The sequence below is a fragment of the Streptomyces sediminimaris genome (genome assembly GCF_047049295.1).
GTDB lineage: Bacteria > Actinomycetota > Actinomycetes > Streptomycetales > Streptomycetaceae > Streptomyces > Streptomyces sediminimaris.
Window position 1 is genome coordinate 6,228,568 of the sequence record NZ_JBJWOT010000001.1, and the last position, 19,108, is coordinate 6,247,675.

General features: G+C 70.1%; 19 protein-coding genes. 10 read left to right on the plus strand and 9 right to left on the minus strand.

Going from position 1 to position 19,108, the window contains the following annotated elements; genetic code table 11:
• Positions 1–18 precede the first annotated feature (18 nt).
• The gene (locus tag ACJ9NR_RS28900) at positions 19–249 is read right to left on the minus strand and encodes a DUF7455 domain-containing protein (protein ID WP_242764899.1); all 231 of its coding nucleotides are present in this window, start codon (positions 247–249) and stop codon (positions 19–21) included.
• Positions 250–693: 444 nt separating this feature from the next.
• On the opposite strand from ACJ9NR_RS28900, the gene ACJ9NR_RS28905 reads away from it, so the two are divergent.
• The 6 genes from ACJ9NR_RS28905 (at position 694) to ACJ9NR_RS28930 (ending at position 7,598) form a co-directional block, all read left to right on the plus strand.
• Entirely contained in the window at positions 694–2,817 is a 2,124-nt protein-coding gene (locus tag ACJ9NR_RS28905) for a DNA gyrase/topoisomerase IV subunit B (RefSeq protein WP_412492039.1), read from the plus strand.
• Between the two features lie 203 nt (positions 2,818–3,020).
• On the plus strand, positions 3,021–3,545 hold the full coding sequence (locus ACJ9NR_RS28910; protein ID WP_412492038.1) for a DUF1453 domain-containing protein: 525 nt from the start codon (positions 3,021–3,023) through the stop codon (positions 3,543–3,545).
• Positions 3,542–4,693: a sensor histidine kinase gene (locus ACJ9NR_RS28915; protein WP_412492037.1), complete on the plus strand. Its 1,152-nt coding sequence runs from the start codon at positions 3,542–3,544 to the stop codon at positions 4,691–4,693. Before ACJ9NR_RS28910 ends, ACJ9NR_RS28915 begins: the two co-directional genes overlap by 4 nt.
• Positions 4,690–5,379 carry a response regulator transcription factor gene (locus ACJ9NR_RS28920; RefSeq protein WP_412492036.1) on the plus strand — a complete coding sequence of 230 codons (690 nt, stop codon included), beginning with the start codon at positions 4,690–4,692 and terminating at the stop codon, positions 5,377–5,379. Before ACJ9NR_RS28915 ends, ACJ9NR_RS28920 begins: the two co-directional genes overlap by 4 nt.
• Before the next feature lie 69 nt (positions 5,380–5,448).
• Positions 5,449–6,009, plus strand: coding sequence for a DUF485 domain-containing protein (locus tag ACJ9NR_RS28925; protein WP_412492392.1), 561 nt, complete (start codon positions 5,449–5,451; stop codon positions 6,007–6,009).
• Positions 6,006–7,598: a monocarboxylic acid transporter gene (locus tag ACJ9NR_RS28930; RefSeq protein WP_412492035.1), complete on the plus strand. Its 1,593-nt coding sequence runs from the start codon at positions 6,006–6,008 to the stop codon at positions 7,596–7,598. The genes ACJ9NR_RS28925 and ACJ9NR_RS28930 overlap by 4 nt, the downstream gene beginning before the upstream one ends.
• Before the next feature lie 141 nt (positions 7,599–7,739).
• On the opposite strand, the gene ACJ9NR_RS28935 is transcribed toward ACJ9NR_RS28930, so the two are convergent.
• Positions 7,740–8,432, minus strand: coding sequence for a response regulator (locus tag ACJ9NR_RS28935; protein WP_412492034.1), 693 nt, complete (start codon positions 8,430–8,432; stop codon positions 7,740–7,742).
• A 161-nt stretch (positions 8,433–8,593) separates the two neighbouring features.
• Between ACJ9NR_RS28935 and ACJ9NR_RS28940 the strand changes: the two genes are divergently transcribed.
• From ACJ9NR_RS28940 to ACJ9NR_RS28950, 3 genes are read left to right on the plus strand one after another with little or no spacing between them, the layout of a single operon-like run.
• Positions 8,594–9,409, plus strand: coding sequence for an ABC transporter ATP-binding protein (locus tag ACJ9NR_RS28940; RefSeq protein ID WP_412492033.1), 816 nt, complete (start codon positions 8,594–8,596; stop codon positions 9,407–9,409).
• Positions 9,399–10,262: an ABC transporter permease gene (locus tag ACJ9NR_RS28945; protein ID WP_412492032.1), complete on the plus strand. Its 864-nt coding sequence runs from the start codon at positions 9,399–9,401 to the stop codon at positions 10,260–10,262. Before ACJ9NR_RS28940 ends, ACJ9NR_RS28945 begins: the two co-directional genes overlap by 11 nt.
• A gap of 59 nt (positions 10,263–10,321) precedes the next feature.
• Positions 10,322–11,383 carry an ABC transporter substrate-binding protein gene (locus ACJ9NR_RS28950; protein WP_412492031.1) on the plus strand — a complete coding sequence of 354 codons (1,062 nt, stop codon included), beginning with the start codon at positions 10,322–10,324 and terminating at the stop codon, positions 11,381–11,383.
• Positions 11,384–11,437: 54 nt separating this feature from the next.
• On the opposite strand, the gene ACJ9NR_RS28955 is transcribed toward ACJ9NR_RS28950, so the two are convergent.
• The 4 genes from ACJ9NR_RS28955 to ACJ9NR_RS28970 all read right to left on the minus strand — a co-directional run bounded on the left by ACJ9NR_RS28955 (position 11,438) and on the right by ACJ9NR_RS28970 (position 16,170).
• Positions 11,438–12,118: a response regulator gene (locus tag ACJ9NR_RS28955; protein WP_412492030.1), complete on the minus strand. Its 681-nt coding sequence runs from the start codon at positions 12,116–12,118 to the stop codon at positions 11,438–11,440.
• Complete coding sequence (locus tag ACJ9NR_RS28960) at positions 12,115–13,785, minus strand: ATP-binding protein (RefSeq protein ID WP_412492029.1); 1,671 nt, start codon at positions 13,783–13,785, stop codon at positions 12,115–12,117. The genes ACJ9NR_RS28955 and ACJ9NR_RS28960 overlap by 4 nt, the downstream gene beginning before the upstream one ends.
• A gap of 101 nt (positions 13,786–13,886) precedes the next feature.
• A complete protein-coding gene (locus tag ACJ9NR_RS28965; RefSeq protein WP_412492028.1) occupies positions 13,887–14,828 on the minus strand; it encodes a ferredoxin family protein in 942 nt (313 codons plus the stop codon).
• Positions 14,829–14,838: 10 nt separating this feature from the next.
• Positions 14,839–16,170 carry a citrate synthase gene (locus ACJ9NR_RS28970; protein WP_412492027.1) on the minus strand — a complete coding sequence of 444 codons (1,332 nt, stop codon included), beginning with the start codon at positions 16,168–16,170 and terminating at the stop codon, positions 14,839–14,841.
• Positions 16,171–16,290: 120 nt separating this feature from the next.
• Between ACJ9NR_RS28970 and ACJ9NR_RS28975 the strand changes: the two genes are divergently transcribed.
• Positions 16,291–17,457, plus strand: a complete 1,167-nt coding sequence (locus tag ACJ9NR_RS28975; protein ID WP_412492026.1) for a citrate synthase/methylcitrate synthase — start codon at positions 16,291–16,293, stop codon at positions 17,455–17,457.
• Between the two features lie 52 nt (positions 17,458–17,509).
• Here ACJ9NR_RS28975 and ACJ9NR_RS28980 read toward each other — a convergent pair whose 3' ends face one another.
• From ACJ9NR_RS28980 to ACJ9NR_RS28990, 3 genes are all read right to left on the minus strand, one after another.
• The gene (locus tag ACJ9NR_RS28980) at positions 17,510–17,746 is read right to left on the minus strand and encodes a hypothetical protein (protein WP_412492025.1); all 237 of its coding nucleotides are present in this window, start codon (positions 17,744–17,746) and stop codon (positions 17,510–17,512) included.
• Between the two features lie 153 nt (positions 17,747–17,899).
• On the minus strand, positions 17,900–18,139 hold the full coding sequence (locus ACJ9NR_RS28985) for a hypothetical protein (protein WP_412492024.1): 240 nt from the start codon (positions 18,137–18,139) through the stop codon (positions 17,900–17,902).
• A 264-nt stretch (positions 18,140–18,403) separates the two neighbouring features.
• Entirely contained in the window at positions 18,404–18,961 is a 558-nt protein-coding gene (locus ACJ9NR_RS28990) for a DUF6082 family protein (protein WP_412492023.1), read from the minus strand.
• Positions 18,962–19,108 lie beyond the last annotated feature (147 nt).

Genomic DNA, 19,108 nt, shown 5'->3' on the forward strand with positions numbered 1-19,108 from the left:
CGTCGTGGACGCGAGGTGTCAGCGCTCTTCTTCGGAAGCGGTTGCCGGAACGGTCGTGAGCCGCTCCGTCTCGTCCTGTATCTCAGCGGCGATCTTCTTGAGTTCCGGCTCGAACTTGCGACCGTGGTGGGCGCAGAAGAGCAGCTCTCCGCCGCTGAGCAGGACGACGCGCACGTAGGCCTGCGCGCCGCAGCGGTCGCACCGATCAGCGGCCGTCAGCGGGCTCGCGGGGGTCAGAACAGTAGTCACGTCGCCTCTTCTCTAGCTCGACGAGCTGTCGTACCAGGGTCAACATCCAACCAGCCCCAAAACGTTCCCGCCCCGGGCCTCTCCTCGAAAAAAATCTTCGAGGACGGTTGTCTGCTGGCGGTTGGCGGCGAATGTGCCGTATTGCGTGTCTGTCGTGTCTTACGGGTTCGCGCGGTCTGCCATGGTCTCGTCCTCCCGGCTGGCTTGCCGGTTGTTCATGAGGACGTGCCCGGAGCCTAAATGGTTCATGCCTGGAAGGGAACGTGATATGCACTTCACCCCATCGAGGGATCGAACACGTATGCGACACTGGACTACTCTTAACTTCAGCCCGAGGGTGGCGTTACAACGGCTCTACCAGGCCTCGGTACCCTCTTGACGGCTACCGAAGCCGCGCCCTTACCCATGAGGGCCCCACCTGAAATTCAGCGAGGAGCGAACCGCGTGACCGCCGAGACGTCCGTGCCGTCCACAGCGCTGCTGGCAGGAGCAGACCGGGACGGTTCCAACTACACCGCGCGGCACCTGCTCGTCCTCGAGGGGCTCGAGGCCGTGCGCAAGCGTCCGGGCATGTACATCGGATCCACCGACAGCCGTGGCCTGATGCACTGCCTGTGGGAGATCATCGACAACTCCGTGGACGAAGCCCTCGGGGGCCACTGCGACCACATCGACGTGATCCTGCACGACGACGGCTCGGTGGAGGTGCGGGACAACGGCCGGGGGATCCCGGTCGACGTCGAGCCCAAGACCGGTCTGTCCGGCGTCGAGGTCGTCATGACCAAACTGCACGCAGGCGGCAAGTTCGGCGGCGGCTCGTACGCCGCCTCCGGCGGTCTGCACGGCGTCGGCGCCTCCGTGGTCAACGCCCTGTCGGCCCGCCTGGACATGGAGGTCGACCGGGACGGGCACACCCACGCGGTCAGCTTCCGGCGTGGCGTCCCCGGCGCCTTCGCGGGGAACGGCGCGAACGCCCGGTTCGAGGCGAAGAGCGGCCTGCGCAAGGTCAAGAAGATCCCCAAGTCCCGCTCCGGCACGCGTACGCGGTACTGGGCCGACCGCCAGATCTTCCTCAAGGACGCCAGGCTCTCCCTGCAGACGCTGCACCAGCGCGCCCGCCAGACGGCGTTCCTCGTGCCCGGCCTCACCATCGTCGTCCGTGACGAGCTCGGCCTCGGCGAGGGCGGCAGCAAGGGTGAGGAGTCCTTCCGCTTCGACGGGGGCATCAGCGAGTTCTGCGAGTACCTGGCGACCGACAAGCCGGTCTGCGACGTCCTGCGCCTCTCCGGACAGGGCACCTTCAGGGAGACGGTCCCGGTCCTGGACGAGCACGGGCAGATGACGCCCACCCAGGTCACCCGGGAACTCGACGTCGACGTCGCGCTGCGCTGGGGCACGGGGTACGACACGACCCTGCGGTCGTTCGTGAACATCATCGCCACCCCCAAGGGCGGCACGCACGTCGCGGGCTTCGAGACGGCCGTCACCAGCACGCTCAACGAGGTGCTGCGCGCCAAGAAGCTGCTGCGCGTCGCCGAGGACGACATCGTCAAGGACGACGCCCTGGAGGGCCTCACCGCGGTCGTCACCGTCCGTCTGGCCGAGCCCCAGTTCGAGGGCCAGACCAAGGAGGTCCTCGGCACCTCGGCGGCCCGCCGCATCGTGAACACCGTGATCTCCAAGGAGCTCAAGGCGTTCCTGACCTCCACCAAGCGGGACGCCGCCGCGCAGGCCCGGGTGGTCATGGAGAAGGCCGTCGCCGCCGCCCGTACGCGGATCGCGGCGCGCCAGCACAAGGACGCGCAGCGCCGGAAGACGGCCCTGGAGTCCTCGTCGCTGCCGGCCAAGCTCGCGGACTGCCGCAGCGACGACGTGGACCGCAGCGAGCTGTTCATCGTGGAGGGAGACTCCGCGCTGGGCACGGCCAAGCTCGCCCGGAACTCCGAGTTCCAGGCGCTGCTGCCGATCCGCGGCAAGATCCTCAACGTCCAGAAGTCGTCCGTGACCGACATGCTCAAGAACGCCGAGTGCGGCGCGATCATCCAGGTCATAGGAGCCGGCTCGGGCCGGACGTTCGACATCGACGCGGCCCGCTACGGCAAGATCATCATGATGACCGACGCCGACGTGGACGGTTCCCACATCCGCACCCTGCTGCTGACGCTGTTCCACCGCTACATGCGGCCCATGGTCGAGGCGGGCCGGGTGTTCGCCGCGGTACCGCCGCTGCACCGCGTCGAGATCGTCCAGCCGAAGAAGGGCCAGGACAAGTACGTCTACACGTACTCGGACCGGGAGCTGCGCGACAAGCTGCTGGAGTTCCAGAGCAAGGGCATCCGGTACAAGGACTCCATCCAGCGCTACAAGGGCCTCGGTGAGATGGACGCCGACCAACTCGCCGAGACGACGATGGACCCGCGCCACCGCACCCTGCGCCGGATCAACCTCTCGGACCTGGACTCCGCCGAGCAGGTCTTCGATCTGCTGATGGGCAACGACGTGGCACCGCGCAAGGAGTTCATCTCCAGTTCGGCGGCGACGCTGGACCGGTCGCGCATCGACGCGTAGCCGCCGCGCGTCCGCTGCCGGGCCGCCCGGCCGGCACCAGCGGTGTCGCACGCCGGCTCCACCCGTGGGTGGAGCCGGCGAGGGTCTGCGGTTCCACCCACGATCCACCCCGGCTCCGATCTGCTGACCTGCGGATCTCCGTAACGTCGAAGGCGTCGGCAGCACTCGCTGCGGCGCTCCCTTCTTCGCTCACGGAGGCATTGATGCCCGGGCTCGTCAACGCGCTGATGATCGCGGCCGTGGTCGTCCTGGTGGTCGTCCGACAGTTCCGCGCGCAGCGGATAGGCGCCGGGAGGCGCTGGTGGCTCGCCCCCCTGATCCTCGCCGTCGTCGCGGTGCGCGAGCCCGGCATCCTGGACGTCCATCACCGCATCGAATCGGTCGTCCTGCTCGGCGCCGAGCTGCTGATCGGCCTCGCGACCGGCGCGGGCTGGGCCTGGACCACCCGCGTATGGACAGGGCCCGACGGCTCGGTGTGGAGCAAGAGCACCAAGGCGAGCGTGACCGTCTGGGGCGTCGGCATCGCCCTGCGGGCCGGCCTCTACGCCCTCGGTGCCGCCGTCGGTGTGCACCAGGACAGTGCGGCCCTGCTCCTCGCCCTCGCCGCCACCCTCCTGGTCCGCTCGGGAATCCTCATATGGCGGGCCCGGACCGTCGCTCCGTCCGCGGGTTCCACCACGGCGTACGGTGACAGCATGGTCCGCCCCGCGCGGAAGGAGCGTGTGTGACGGAGAACGCCTGGACGCGCTGGCCCTCGAGGGAGGCGCTGGGCCGCGCGGGGACGTCACAGGCCCGGCGAATGATCGCCTGGGCAGTGAGGGGGGCCGCTGTCGGCTTCCTGCTGTGGGCCGCCTTCCACAGCAGCCGGGTCCACGGCTGGGTGGCGATCGCCGGCGGAGCCGGTGTGGTCGTGGCCGCCCTCCTCGCCTGGGCCTTCTACCGCACCACCCTGCGGCACAGGCTGGTGCCGTCGCTGGCCTGCATGCTCCTGTTGCTGGCACTCGCCGTGGCGGCGCACACCGGAGGATTCCAGGGACCCGCTCTCGTCCTGTGGTGCGGCTGTGCCGTCACCGCTCTCGAGCGGCTGCCACTGGCGGCCGCCCTGCCGGTGGCTTCCGTCGCCCTGTCGTCGTACGCCGCGGTGAACAACGACGTATGGCTGACCACGGCGGCCACCACGGGAGGCCTCGCCCTCGCCGGCTACACGCTCCGGCTCGACGCCGAAGCACGCGGCAACGCCCAGAGACTGCTCGCCCAGGAGCGGGCCGCGCGGACCGCCGAGGCGGAGTCGGCGGCGCTGGCGGAGCGGGCCCGGATCGCACGCGAGATCCACGACGTGCTGGCGCACAGCCTCTCCGCGCAGCTCGTGCACCTGGAGGCGGCCCGGCTGCTGATCGAGCGGGGCGCCGACCGCGAGCGGATCCTGGAGCGGGTGGTGGCGGCACGGGGCATGGCGCGTGACGGCCTGGACGAGACACGGCAGGCACTGTCCGCGCTGCGCGGCGAGATGACTCCGCTGGAGGAGTTCCTCGCCCAGCTCGCCGGTACGACGGCGGGTGCCGAGGTCACCATTACGGGTGAGCGCCTGCAACTGCCGGCCGAGGCCTCGCAGGCCGTGCGGAGGGTCGCGCAGGAAGCCCTGACGAACGTCCGCAAGCACGCACCGGGGGCCAAGGTGCAGGTGCGGCTGGACTACGGCGACCAGCACGTCACGCTGGACGTGCGGGACTCCGGCGGCTCGCCCGGCGAGCTCACCGGGGCCGGCGCCGGGTACGGTCTGCTCGGCATGCGGGAGCGGGCCGAGCTGCTGGGCGGCTCGCTGCGGGCAGGGCCGGACGAGGAGGGGTTCGTGGTGACGTTGAAGGTGCCCGTATGACGGAAGGGGCCGGGGAACGGCCTGCGCGGGTGGTGGTCGCGGACGACCAGACGGTGGTGCGTGAGGGCATCGTGATGCTGCTGGGTCTGCTGCCCGGTATCGAGGTGGTCGGCGCGGCGGGGGACGGGGACGAAGCGGTGCGGCTCGTGGCCGAACTCGCCCCGGACGTGGTGCTGATGGACCTGCGCATGCCTCGCTGCGACGGGGTGGAGGCGACCCGTCGCATTCGCGCCGAGCACCCCGGAACGCAGGTCGTGGTGCTCACCACGTACGCGGACGACGACTCCCTGTTCCCGGCGCTGCGGGCGGGGGCACGGGGCTATCTGACCAAGGACGCGGGCGGGGACGAGATCGTACGGGCCGTGCAGAGCGTGCTGTGCGGCGACGCGGGGCTGTCGCCGAGCATCCAGCGGCGGCTGCTGGAGCGGCTGTCGGATCCGGGACCGCAGCCCGCGCCGGCGGCCGTGCCCGAGGCGCCGGACGGCCTCACCACACGCGAGACCGAGGTGCTGCTGCTGATCGCCGAGGGGCTCAGCAACCAGGAGATCGCCCGCAGGCTGCATGTCTCGACCGCGACGGTGAAGACCCACATCAACAACCTCTTCGCCAAGACGGGCCTCAAGGACCGTGCGCAGGCGGTGCGTTATGCCTATGCGAAGGGGCTGGCGCGGCCGCCCGCGGGGTGAGTCACCTGATGGGGTGAAGAGCACGGAGAAGAAGAGTCGGGGATCTTCCCGTTCTGTCCATCCTTGGGCATGCAGTCAGGCAACGGCCGACCCCGCGCAGGCGGGGGTGGCATCGATGGTTGGGCCGCGCGCCCCGAGGGGCACGGCCCGTCGCCCGCCGAGGCGTCGGAGGGCGTGAGGTACGACGACCCCTGGTACGACGCCCTCGCTTCCGGGTGGGGCGAATCGGACAGCCCGGGCGGACGGGTCCTCGCGCCGGAAGCCGTCCCCGCGCGCCGCGTGAGCGAGGACGAGACCGCGGCCGACATCTACCTCGAGGTGCAGCGCAGCGCGGCGTTCCAGGAGGTGCGCGGCACCTACCGGAGGTTCGTGGTGCCCGGAGCGGCCGTGTTCCTCGTCTGGTACGTGGGTTACGTCGTGACGGCCACGACCGCCCCCGGACTGATGGCGCGTCCCGTGGCCGGCTCCGTGAATGTGGCGATGTTCGCGGGGCTCGGGCAGTTCCTCACGACGTTCCTGTTCGCCTGGGCCTACGCCCGGCACGCACGGCTGCGCAGGGACCGGGCCGCCCTGGAACTGCGCTGGGACACGCAGGAGCTGACACGAGGCGTTCGGGGCGGGGTGTCGTGACGGGCCATCACCAAGCGCTGGCACTGTGCCTGTTCAGCACGTTCGTCGCCGTCACCCTGGCGATCACCACGTGGGTGGGGCGCAACCGGCAGGGTTCCGCGGAGGAGTTCTACGCGGGCGGGCGTCTCTTCTCGCCCATGGAGAATGGTTTTGCCATCGCGGGCGACTACGTGTCGGCAGCCTCCTTCCTGGGGGTGCCCGGACTCATCGCGCTCTTCGGATACGACGGGCTGCTGTACGTGGTCGGCTTCCTCGTCGCCTGGCTGGTGGTGCTCTTCCTGGTCGCCGAACTGGTGCGCAACTGCGGGCGGTTCACGCTGGCCGACGTGGTCGCGGCGCGGATGCGTGAGCGGCCCGTCCGGATCGCGGCGGGAACTTCGTCGGTCACCGTCTGCGTTCTCTACCTGGTGGCACAGATGGTGGGGGCGGGGAGCCTGGTCGCGCTGCTGCTCGGGGGGACGAGCGCGGCGGCGCGGGTCTGGACGGTCATCGGCGTCGGCGCGCTCATGGTGATCTATGTGTCGATGGGCGGGATGCGGGCCACCACCTGGATCCAGATCGTCAAGGCGGTCCTGCTGCTCGCCGGTACGGTCGCCCTGACCGTGCTCGTCCTGGTGCGGTTCCACGGCGACTTCGACCGGCTGCTGCTGACGGCCGCCGAACGCAGCGGCCACGGCGACGCGTTCCTGGCGCCGGGGCTGAAGTACGGCCGGGACTGGACCGCCCGCTTCGACTTCTTCAGTCTCGGCCTCGCCCTGGTGCTGGGCACGGCCGGGCTGCCGCACATCCTGTCCCGCTTCTACACCGTGCCCACCGCCCGTGCGGCACGGCGCTCGGCGCTCTGGTCGATCGGGCTCATCGGCGGCTTCTACCTGATGACAATCGTCCTCGGTTTCGGCGCGGCGGCGATCGTCGGTCCGCAGGCGATCCGTGGGTCGAACGCGGCAGGCAACACGGCGATCCCGCTTCTCGCCCTCGACCTGGGAGGCGGTGCGGACTCCACCGGAGGAACGGTTTTCTTCGCGGTCCTCGCCGCCGTCGCCTTCGCCACGATCCTCGCGGTGGTCGCCGGCATCACACTCGCCTCCTCGGCGGCCGTGGCCCACGACCTGTACGCGTCCCTGCGGCGCGGCCGCGCGAGGCGGCACAGCGAGGTGGCCGTGGCGCGCGTGGCCTCGGTCGGCATCGGTGCGGCCGCCATCGCCCTCGGCCTGCTGGCCCGTGACCTCAACGTCGCCTTCCTGGTCGGCCTCGCCTTCGCGGTCGCCGCGTCGGCGAACCTCCCCGCGCTGCTGTACTCGCTGTTCTGGCGCGGCTTCACCACCCGCGGCGCGGTATGGGCCGTCTACGGCGGGCTGGTTCCCGCGCTGGTCCTCGTCGCGCTGTCGCCGGTGGTCTCGGGCAGCCCCGAATCGCTGTTCCCCGGCCTCGACTTCCAGTACTTCCCGCTGCGCAACCCCGGCCTCGTGTCGATCCCGATGGGCTTCCTCGCGGGCTGGCTCGGCACGGTCACCTCCTCCGAGACCCCGGACGAGGCCAAGCACGCGGAGACGGAGGTGCGGTCGCTGACGGGGGCGGGGGCCGTGTAGGAAGGGCCGCCTTCCGCCGCGCCACGACACGTCGATCGTGGGTGGGGCGCCGCGTGTCCGCCCTCGTACGGCACGCGGCCTCCCGCTTTCGTACGGCACACGGCGCGGCGGCGCGGTGCGCACGGCTGCGGGTGCGCCCGGCTACGGCGCCACCCATGCGTACAGGTGCTCCGGTCTGCCCGTGTCGCCGTACTTCAGGGAGAGGCGGAGACGGCCGGCCTGTTCGAGGTGGCGCAGGTAGCGCTGGGCCGTGGAACGGCTCAGACCCGTCTCCGCGGCCACCTCGTGCGCCGAGAGCGGATGGTCGGCGTGGTGCAGGACGCGGCATATGAGGTCGCTCGTCGGCTCCGAGTGGCCGCTGGGCAGGCCCGGTGACGAGGCGGCCGGAGCGGTGCGCAGCGCGCCGAAGATCCGGTCCACCTGGTCCTGGCCGGAGATTCCGCGGCCCCCGACCCGGTCGACGGTGCGGCGCAGGGCGGCGTAGGAGTCGAGACGGGTGCGCAGGGCGGCGAAGGTGAAGGGCTTGACCAGATAGTGCAGTGCGCCGAGACGCATCGCGGCCTGCACGGTGCCCACGTCGCCGGCCGCCGTGATCATGATGACGTCCGTGCCGTGCCCCTGGTCCCGCATGCGGTGGACGAGTTCGAGGCCTGTCCGGTCGGGCAGGTAGTGGTCGAGCAGAACGAGGTCGATACCTCCGCGCTGCACGCTGTCCAGCGCCTGAGCAGCACTGTGCGCGCGGTCGGCCACCCGGAAACCGGGAACCTTTCCCACGTACTTGGCGTTGATCTCAGCGACGCGGAAGTCGTCGTCCACGACCAGGACGTCAATCATCGGGCCTCTTTCCGTCAAGGCCTGGCGAACGTTTCGCCCGTGTTTCGGCTCCGCAGTTCTAGCGCGAGCAAAAAGAGCACAACAGGCTGTTGCAAGCAAAAGAACTGCATGCGCCCACAAGGCTGCTGCTGTGGCCCGGACCACATCTACCGTCCCCGGCCATGAGCGCAGACATCAGCCCCGCCATCCAGCTACGGGGCGCGAGCAAGATCTTCAAGACCCCGTCGGGGGGTCTGCACACGGCCGTCAGGGAGCTGGACCTCACGGTCGGGCGCGGCGAGTTCGTAGCGGTCGTCGGCCCCACGGGATGCGGCAAGTCGACCACGCTGACCCTGGTCAGCGGCTTGGAGGAGCCCACCGAGGGCGAGGTTCTGGTCGCCGGGGAACCGGTCGACGGAGTCGGCGACAAGGTCGGTTTCGTCTTCCAGCAGGACGCCACCTTCCCTTGGCGCACGGTCCTGTCCAACGTCATGGCGGGCCCGCGTTTCCGCGGTGTGCCGAAGGCCGAGGCGAAGGAGAAGGCGCGCGAGTGGCTGGCCCGGGTCGGGCTCGCCGCGTTCGAGGACCGCTACCCGCACCAGCTCTCCGGCGGTCAGCGCAAGCGCGTCGCGCTCGCCGCGACCTTCGTCAACGATCCCGAGATCCTGCTGATGGACGAGCCCTTCTCGGCGCTCGACGTGCAGACCAGGGCCCTGATGTCGGACGAGCTGCTGGAGCTGTGGTCGGGCACCGGCGCCTCCGTCGTGTTCGTCACGCACGACCTCGAGGAGTCGATCGCGCTGGCCGACAAGGTCGTGGTGATGACCGCCGGTCCCGCCACCGTCAAGCAGGTCTTCGACATCGACCTGCCGCGGCCGCGCAAGGTCGAGTCCGTGCGCCTGGAGCCGCGCTTCATCGAGATCTACCGCGAGATCTGGGAGTCCCTGGGCGAAGAGGTCCGGATCACCCGTGAGAGGGGTGCCGCGCATGTCGCCTGAGGTCCTCAGCACGCCGGTCGTCGACACGGCCAAGGCGCCGGATCGGTCGCAGACCCGCGCGCGTGCCGCCCGTAAGCGCAAGATCGTCGTCACGGCAGCCCGTGTCCTGCTCCTGGTCGCCGTCCTCGGACTGTGGGAGATGCTCTCCCGGGCCGAGGTGATCGACCCCTTCAACTTCTCGATGCCCTCCAAGATCTGGGACCAGGTCTACACGTGGGTGGCGCACGGAACCGCCATCGGCTCCCTGGGCGAGCAGATCTGGTACACGCTCTACGAGGCGCTGCTCGGCTGGGTGCTCGGTGTGATCGCCGGTGTCGTGTTCGGCATCGTCCTCGGGCGGATCACCTTCCTCGCCGATGTCCTTGGTCCATACATCAAGGTGCTCAACTCGATACCGAGGATCGTCCTTGCGCCGATCTTCGTGATCTGGTTCGGACTCGGCCCGGCCTCCAAGGTCGCGTCGGCCGTCGTCCTGGTCTTCTTCCCGGTCTTCTTCAACGCCTTCCAGGGCGCCCGGGAGGTCGACCGCAACCTTGTCGCCAACGCCAGGATCCTCGGCGCCGGCAACCGCCGTGTGACGCTCCAGGTGGTCGTTCCCTCCGCCACCTCGTGGATCTTCACCAGCCTTCACGTCAGCTTCGGCTTCGCCCTCATCGGCGCCATCGTCGGCGAGTACATCGGCGCCACCAAGGGTGTCGGCCTGCTCATCGCGCAGTCGCAGGGCACCTTCAACACGGCCGGTGTGTACGCGGCGATGGTCATCCTCGCCGTCGTGGCGCTCGCCGCCGAGGGGCTGCTGACCTTCGCCGAGCGCCGCATCTTCCGCTGGAAGCCGGCGGGTTCCGACAGCTGATCCGCCCCACCGCCCCCCACTTCTCCCCGTACCGCCCTCTCACAAGGACGTGAACCGCCATGCGCAAGTCCGTCAGATACTCCACCCTGGCCGCCGCCGCCCTGCTCGCCGTCTCCTCCCTCACCGCCTGCGCAAACGACGCGGCCGGCACCGCCTCCAGCGGCTCCGGCAGCAAGGGGGACGGCAAGGGCACGAAGGTCAAGATCATGGTCGGCGGCCTGGACAAGGTCATCTACATGCCGGCGATGCTCACCCAGCGGCTCGGTTACTTCGACGACGAGGGCCTGGATGTGGAGCTGCTGAGCGAGCCGGCCGGTGTCCAGGCCGAGACCGCGCTCGTCTCCGGGCAGGTCCAGGGAGCCGTCGGCTTCTACGACCACACCCTCGACCTGCAGACCAAGGGCAAGTCCGTCGAGTCCGTCGTGCAGTTCTCGCATGCGCCCGGTGAGGTGGAGATCGTCTCCGACAAGGCGGCCGGCGACATCAAGTCGCCCAAGGACTTCAAGGGCAAGAAGCTCGGCATCACCGGTCTGGGGTCGTCGACCGACTTCCTGACCAAGTACCTCGCCGTCAAGAACGGCGTGAACGTCGACGAGTTCACCCCGGTCGCCGTCGGAGCGGGACCGACCTTCATCTCGGCGCTGCAGAAGGGCTCCATCGACGGCGGTATGACCACCGACCCGACCGTCGCCACGATCCTGGACAAGAAGGCGGGCAAGGTCCTGCTCGACATGCGGACCCCGCAGGGGTCGCAGGAGGCGCTCGGCGGTCCCTACCCGTCGTCGAGCCTGTACATGCAGACCGACTGGGTCAACAGCCACAAGGACACCGTCCAGAAGTTGGCCAATGCATTCGTCAAGACGCTCAAGTGGATGTCCACCCACAGCTCTTCGCAGATCGCCGCCAAGATGCCCGCGGACTACTCGCAGGGCAACAAGCTCCTCTACGCGGCGGCCATCGAGAGCACGCTGCCGATGTTCACCAAGGACGGCGTCATGCCCGACAACGGTCCGGAGACCGTTGAGAAGGTCCTCAAGGCGTTCAACCCCAACATCAAGAACGCCAAGGTCGACTTGAGCAAGACGTTCACCACCGAGTTCGTGGAGAAGACCAAGGGCTGAATCCGTATCCATGAAGGGGTACGGCCCCTTCCCCCGCCCCCACAGGCCGTGCCCTCAGGCGCGGGCCGCCCACACGTAACGGTGCTCAGGGCGGCCCGCGTCGCCGTACTTCAGGGTCAGCCGGGCCCGTCCGGTGCGCTCCAGGAGCTTCAGATAGCGCTGGGCCGTCTGCCGGCTCACTCCCGTCCGCGCGGCGACCTCCTGTGCCGACAGCGGCCCCTCGGCGTTCATCAGGGACCGGCGCACCAGCTCCGCGGTGCCGGGGGAGTGCCCCTTGGGCAGCCCCGGCTCCGGGGGGACGGACAGCGCGGCGAAGATACGGTCCACCTCGGCCTGCTCCGCCTCGCCCCCGCCGTCGAGCGTGCGCCGCAGCCTCGCGTATGCCTCCAGCTTGGTGCGCAGCCCCGCGAAGGCGAACGGCTTGACCAGGTACTGCAGAGCGCCGTGCCGCATCGCGGCCTGCACGGTCGCCACGTCCCGGGCCGCCGTCACCATGATCACGTCGGTCTGGTGGCCGCGCCGCCGCATCTCCCGGACCACCGCCAGACCGGTCTCGTCCGGTAGATGGTGGTCCAGGAGGACCAGATCGGGACGGGGCGGCGACTCCAGCCGACGCAGCGCCTCCGCCGCGCTGTGCGCCTCGCCGACGACGTGGAAGCCCGCCACCTTCTCGACGTAGGCGGCGTTGACCGCCGCCACCCTGGTGTCGTCGTCCACGACCAGGACCCCGATCATCGCGACTCCTCCTCGACGGACGTCTCCACGGGCGCGGTCAGGGCCGGCTTCGGCGCCGGGGCGGTGAACGCCTCCGGCAGGATCACCGTGAACTCCGCGCCACCGCCGTGCGCCTCGCCGACCGAGGCGCTGCCCCCTTGCCGTTCGGCGAGCCTGCGCACCAGCGAGAGCCCGATGCCGCGCTTGCGATGGACCGGCTGCTCCTTCGTGGACCACCCGTCGGTGAAGACCAACTCGCGCTGTTCCTCCGGGATCCCGGGCCCCGTGTCGCGCACCCGGAGGACGGCCGTACGCCCTTCGGCGCGCAACTCGATCTCCACGCGCGCGTGGAGGGTGCCCGCGACCGCGTCGAGCGCGTTGTCCACCAGGTTCCCGACGACCGTGACGAGCCCGCGGGGATCGATCAGCCGGTTCGGGAGCCAGGTCCGGTCCGAGATCCACAGGGCGACGCCGCGCTCGGCGGCGACCGTCGCCTTGCCCACCAGCAGAGCGGCGAGCAGCGGGTCGTGGATCTTCTCCGTGACCTGCTCCGCCGTGGCGCGGTGGTCCCCGACGACCTCTCCGACGAAGTCCACGGCGTCGTCGTACATCTCCAGTTCGAGCAGCCCGAGGAGCGTGTGCATGCGGTTGGCATGTTCGTGGTCCTGGGCGCGCAGGGCGTCGATCAGACCGCGTGTGGAGTCGAGTTCCCGGCCGAGCTGCTCCAGCTCGGTGCGGTCGCGCAGGGTGGCCACCGCGCCGTCGTCGTCGGTGGGCATGCGGTTGGCGACCAGCACGCGCTGGCCGCGGACGGTGAGCAGGTCGGTGCCCGTCACCCGGCCGCCCAGGATGTCGGCCGTACGTCCTTCGCCGAGCGCCTCTTCCGGGAGCCGCCCGACGGCCTCGTCGTCGATGCCCAGCAGGCGGTGCGCCTCGTCGTTGAGGAGGCGGATGCGGCCGGAGCGGTCGAGTGCGACGACGCCCTCGCGGATGCCGTGCAGCATCGCCTCGCGCTCCGCGAGCAGCGCCGAGATGTCCGAGAAGGCCAGGTCGCGGGTCTGGCGCTGGACACGTCGCGAGATCAGCCAGGCGGCCAGCGCGCCGGCGGCCAGGGCACCGCCGGCGTAGGCGAGCAGCTCGGGGATCGCGCCGATGAGTTCGGCCCGCACGCTGTCGTACTTGATGCCGACCGAGACCGCCCCGATGATCCTGCCCTGGGCGTCCCTGAGGGGCACCTTGCCGCGGGCCGAGCGGCCCAGGGTGCCCCGGTCGATCTCCATGACCTCCTCGCCCCCCAGGGCGACGCTGGGGTCGGTGGAGACCTGCCGGCCGATCTCCTTCAGGGTGGGATGCGACCAGCGGATCCAGTGCTGGTCCAGCACCACGATGTACTCGGCGTGCGTGGCCCGTCGGATCCGCTCGGCCTCTTTCTGCACCGGACCGTTCCGGGTCGGCGGCGTGGTCAGCACGCCCTGGGCGATCTGCGGGTCCTGGGCCGTGGTCTCCGCGATGGCCAGGGCGCGGTGCATCGCCTCCTGATCCAGCTGCTTGCTCAAAGGGGCGAGGAACAGGCCCGTCGCGAGCACCGCGACCCCCGCGGCGATCACCAACTGCATCAGCAGTACCTGCGAGAACACCCGTTTCGGCAGACCGAGACGCAGACGGCGGGCGGGCGGATGCGGACTCATGGCCACGACGGTACGTGGGCCGGCCGGAACAGCCGTACGGGTGTGGCATGGATCTCTTGATCAACGCTGAACAGAGCGGGCCGAAGCCTTGATCGGCCGCATCAACTGGCGAGTGCGGCGACCGTCAGTTCACGTACCGCCACGACCTCCATGCGTGCGGGCGAGCCCAGGACCGACGTCCCGCAGCTCTCCGGACGGGGCGGCAGCGACGCGCCCTTGGCCACCTCGACGCACCACCGGCGCCCGTCGGCGTGCGCGACGGTGACGCGCCAGCGCGGCGCGGCCCCGCGCGTCGCCACGACCCGCAGGGCGTCCGCCGCGTCCTCGTGCACGGCCGTGCGCACGGCCAGCTCGGCCGCCTGACCGGGCCGTTCCCAGGCGCTGCTGCCGCGGCACCCCTCGACGGCGATGCGCCCCTCCCGCACTCCGCTCAGGATCTCCTCGACCGCGTGGGCCCGCGTGCGGCCGTAGGCGTATCCGTAGGGCAGCACGAGCAGTGTGGGTGAGAAGCGATGGCCACCCAGATGAGTGACCTCCCAGACGCCCTCCACCCCTGAGGCGGCGAGCTCTGCCGCGAGCGGGCGGCCCAGCAGGGCGCAGCAGCGGTCGCGCTTGCCGTTGGTGCAGACGAGGGCCAGCGGATCACCGGTGTGGGCCCGGGCCCCGAGCGCCCCGTCGAAGGTGCGGTGCTCGCCCCTGCCGAGCGCGGCGAAGTCGAGGCCGAGCAGCGCGCGGGGATCGTCGAGCGCGGCGGAGCGCAACCAGGCGTTGCCGGGCACGGTGTGAGCCGCGTACACCTGCCGGATGGTCGGCGTGCCGCAGTCCGCGTGGCGCCCCGGGCGCCGGATCAGTGCGATGCGTACGCCCGTGCCCTGGGCGGCCGCCTCCAGCGCCCGGCCGACTGCCGGATCGAGGTGGCTCGACGTGAGCGCCTTGGCGCCCCAGGGACCCGGCTGCTCCAGCAGCAGCCAGGTCCTCGCGGTCGCCGCGGTGCCCGCGATCGGTTCGTCGAGCTCCTGGGAGGCGGTCGAGCACGTACTCACAGAGGTGAGCCTAACCTGACTTGGCCCTCCGTGGCGTCTCGGCGGCCGTCGTGTCCTGTGCGGGCAGCGGCCGGGGCATTGGCCGGGGCAGTGGCTGGGGCGGCCTCGGGCCGACGTAGTGCCCGCTGAGCCGCATGCGCAGGGGGCGCTCCCCGTACTCCTCCAGCGCGTGGGCGATCCAGCCCGCCGTACGCGCCACGGCGAAGATCGTCTCGCCAGCGGTGGAGGGCATGCCGCTGGACGCGGTGAACACGGCCAGGGCCAGGTCGACGTTGGCGTGCAGCGGAGTGTGGCGGGCGGTCGTGGCGACGATGTCGCGGGCCGCGGCGAGGGCGGGGGCGGCGTGCGGGATCCGCTCCAGGAGGCCGAACAGCACACGCGCGCGCGGGTCCTCGCCGGGGTACAGCCGGTGACCGAGCCCCGGGATGCGGCGGCCCGCGCGCAGCTCCTCGGCGATCACGGGGCCCGCGTCGCCCTCGTCGAGCACGTCCAGCAGCAGGCGGTGGGCGAGCCCGCTGGCCGCTCCGTGGAGGGGTCCTTCGAGCACGCCGAGCCCGGCGGAGACGGCCGCGTAGGCGTGGGCGCGGGCCGAGGCGGCGACGCGCACCGCGAGGGTCGAAGCGGCGAGGTCGTGGTCGACGAGGAGGGCGAGCGCGGTGTCCATCACGCGCAGTGAGGCGTCGTCGGCGTCCTTTCCGCTCAGACATGTCCACAGGCGGCGGGCCAGTGGACCCTCGTCGTCATGACGGCGGCGCCTGGACGTCGGCGGCAGGGCGGCGACCAGAGTGGGGATGAGCGTGCGCGCCGTGCCGAGCACGGCGTCCTCGGAGAGGTCGAAGCGCAGCGGGTCGGCCACGGCGGCGGCGATCGCCGCGACCCGCAGGCGGTCGGTCGGGCCGGTGTGCTCGGGCAGCGCGTCGACGGCCCGCCGGGTCGCGGTGACGGAGTCCTCGGGCGCGGTGAACGTGATGCCGGGGCGCAGGTGGCCGGTCCACAGCCACTCGGCCACCTCTTCGTAGGTGTGGTGCGTGGCCAGTTCGGTCGCGTCCACGCCACGGAAGTAGTACGCGTTCGGCTTGATAAGAGTGATCCGGGTCCGGACGGACAACTCGCCTCCCGACGCCGAACCACCTCCGCTCTCCCGCCTGTTGCGTCTCGCGAGCGACTCCACCTCCTGAGCGTCGAAGGTGCTGCCCCGGCCGCCGGGCACGCGTCGGCTGCTGAGCTGGCCGCGGCTGACGTACGCGTACACGGTCTCGGGTTTCACGCCCAGCAGTTCGGCGGCTTCTTTGGTGGTCAGCCGCTGTTCGGGGAGGCCGGGGGAGGGCTCTTGATCGCGCATGGGGGTCACCGTATAGGCATGACGATGCATGGACTCGATGCGTTGACGAGAGTTGATTCAATCAATGTTGACAGGAAGATAGTCAAGCATGAACAGTCGAATCAAGTCCAGGGAGGAATCATGTCCGTCAACAGCTCAGCCGCCGTCACCATCGATGTGCCGCGCGGGCTCGCCGGCGTCGTGGTCACCGACACGGAGGTCGGGGACGTCCGGGGGCTCGAGGGCTTCTACCACTACCGCCAGTACTCGGCCGTCGAACTCGCGCAGACCCGCGGCTTCGAGGACGTCTGGTATCTCCTCGTCCACGGCGAACTGCCGGACGCGGCGCAGCGGGCGGCGTTCACCGACGAGACGACGGCCTTGCGGAGTCTTCCGGACGAGGTGCGGGCGGCACTGCCCGCCGTCGCGGCGGCGAGCGGCGGGTCCGGGCCACTGGCCGGGATGCGGACGGCTCTGTCGCTGCTCGGATCGGCGAAGGGGTTCCGTCCGCTGTACGACATCGACGCGGGCGCGCGCCGCCGGGACGCGCTCGTGGCGACTGCCGCCGTACCGACGCTGCTTACGGCCCTGTACCGGCTGGAGCGCGGACTCGAGCCGGTGGAGCCGCGCGGGGATCTGCCCTTCGCGGCCAACTACCTCTATATGCTGACCGGTTCGGAGCCGGATGCCGCGCGGGCGCGGGCGATCGAGCGGTACCTGATCTCAACCATTGATCACGGCTTCAATGCGTCAACCTTCACGGCGCGGGTGATCGCGTCGACCGGGGCGGACGTGGCTGCGTGTCTCGTCGGGGCCGTGGGGGCGCTGTCGGGCCCGCTGCACGGCGGTGCGCCAAGCCGAGCGCTGGACACCCTGGACGCGATCGGCACCCCTGACCGCATCGACCCCTGGATCCGCGAACGGGTCCTCGCCGGCGACCGCATCATGGGCTTCGGCCACGCCGTCTACCGCACCGAGGACCCCCGCTCCCGCATGCTCCGCGAGGTGGCGCAGAGCTTCGGGGGGCCGCGTGTGGAGTTCGCCGTGGGGGTCGAGCGCCAGGTCGAGGCGATCCTGGCCGAGCTGAAGCCGGGGCGGGAACTGCACACGAACGTCGAGTTCTACGCGGGCGTGGTCATGGAGCTGTGCCGGCTGCCCCGCGAGATGTTCACGCCGACCTTCGCGGCGGCCCGGGTGGTGGGCTGGAGCGCGAACATCCTGGAGCAGGCGGAGGACCGGAAGATCATCCGGCCGGTTGCGCGGTATGTGGGGCCGGGGGCGCCGGTGGCGGTGCCGGCGGCGGCCTGAATCGACGGCGGCCTGCCCCCTTGGTGGGTGCAGGCCGTCTCAGCGGCCTGGATCAGGCGTCAGGGATGTCCTCCTTCGCCTGGATCAGGACCTCCCTGTTGATGATGACGATGCGTTCGCAGTTGGCTCGCCCGGCGCCTGCTGGCAGCTCAGGGTCGAGCTCCGCGGTGGCGTCTGTACCGATGATCGCGAAATTCCCGTCGGTCAGTTCGAAGATGGCAGGGCAGGTTTGGCCGGTTTGGCACCCTCGCGCTGTGGGGGAGGAGCCGATCCGCCGTGCGATTGCCAATGTCTCGACCTTTCGACTGTGACCTACTGGCCATGGCGCTGCCGCCCGCGAGTGCCCTGCGTAGGAGACCGCAGGGCACCGGGGCAGTCGGAATGAGAACGAAGACAGGCTGACAGGACGTTGGGCTGGGCCGAGCGAATGATTCCCCGGGCCCTATGCGTCAGGGATGTCAGCCTTCGCGTGGATGAGGGTCTCACGGGTGACTACGACAATACGTTCGTAGTCGGCTCTGGAGGCATCTGCAGGCAACTGGGTGTCGAGCTCGTCGGTGAGGTCTGTACCGATGACAGCGAACCTTCCGTCAGACAACTCGAAGATATCGGGGCAATTAGTACCCGACACGCTTCCTCTTGCGCTCGGTGGCGTACCAATCCGACGGATGATCTGGCTCACTGTTCTGATGTTCCTTTGTTTCCGAGGCTGTGCATTGGTGCAGCGCGGTGCGATGCGGCCCGGTGGGGTCGCGGCCTCGACAGCCGGCGGCATGCATGTGAGTACGGAGGGGGGTCTGACCCGTTCCGCAGGATGTGCAGTAGTCAACCTTGTTGGCACTTGGGGAAACGTCGCGGTTTACGGGTTTGTTATGGCCCAATCGTGTGGTGTGCTCGGAAGGGTGGCTCACGAGGTCCGCTCCGCGCAGAGGCCGGAGCCCGGTGGTCACTCGGACGGCGGCTCACCCACCACCCACCACTCGTCGATGTCCGTTTCCTCCAGTTGTGCCAGTAGGTCGTCGACCATGCGTCCGAGCGTGGCCTCGTCAGAGGTGTCGACCAGCGTTGCCCGATGTGGACGGGTCGCGTACCAATATTCACGGAAGATCGGAATCTGGAGGATGCTCCGGGCGAACCCAAAGAACTCCTCACGAGTGATGTTGCCCATGCGGTAATAGCAGAGCGCGTTGGTGTACAGCGCGTTGGCGAAGAGGAATTGGCGCTGCTTGCGCGGTGGGACGGTGCCGTCGTAGGCGTCCAATACCTCGGCCAGGTCCGGGTCGTCCATGGCCTTGCTCAGCAGCTCCCAATGCAAACGCTGCTGGTGGGCGAAATTGGCCTGGCGTTGCGTCTGTGCGGCCTGTTCCAGATGTTCGATTCGTGTGCGCAGGGCCTGGTAGGCCGGTCGCTGTGCGGCCAGGGCGGCGGCCACTCCTGCAGCGAGTCCAAGGCCTGCCGAGGCGATGGCGCCCAGCCTCCGAAATCCAAAACTCTGTGTGGCCATGTCAACCCCCGAATCAGGCGGCCGTCCGCCGGTCGTCGGGGTGCGGGTCGACTGAGGGGGACCGGCGAGCGGTGGGCGGCGCTTGCCGTCTCCCAGGATGCCGAGCGGCTCTGATCGGCAGGGAGGCGGAGAGGCGGCGCACGGAGG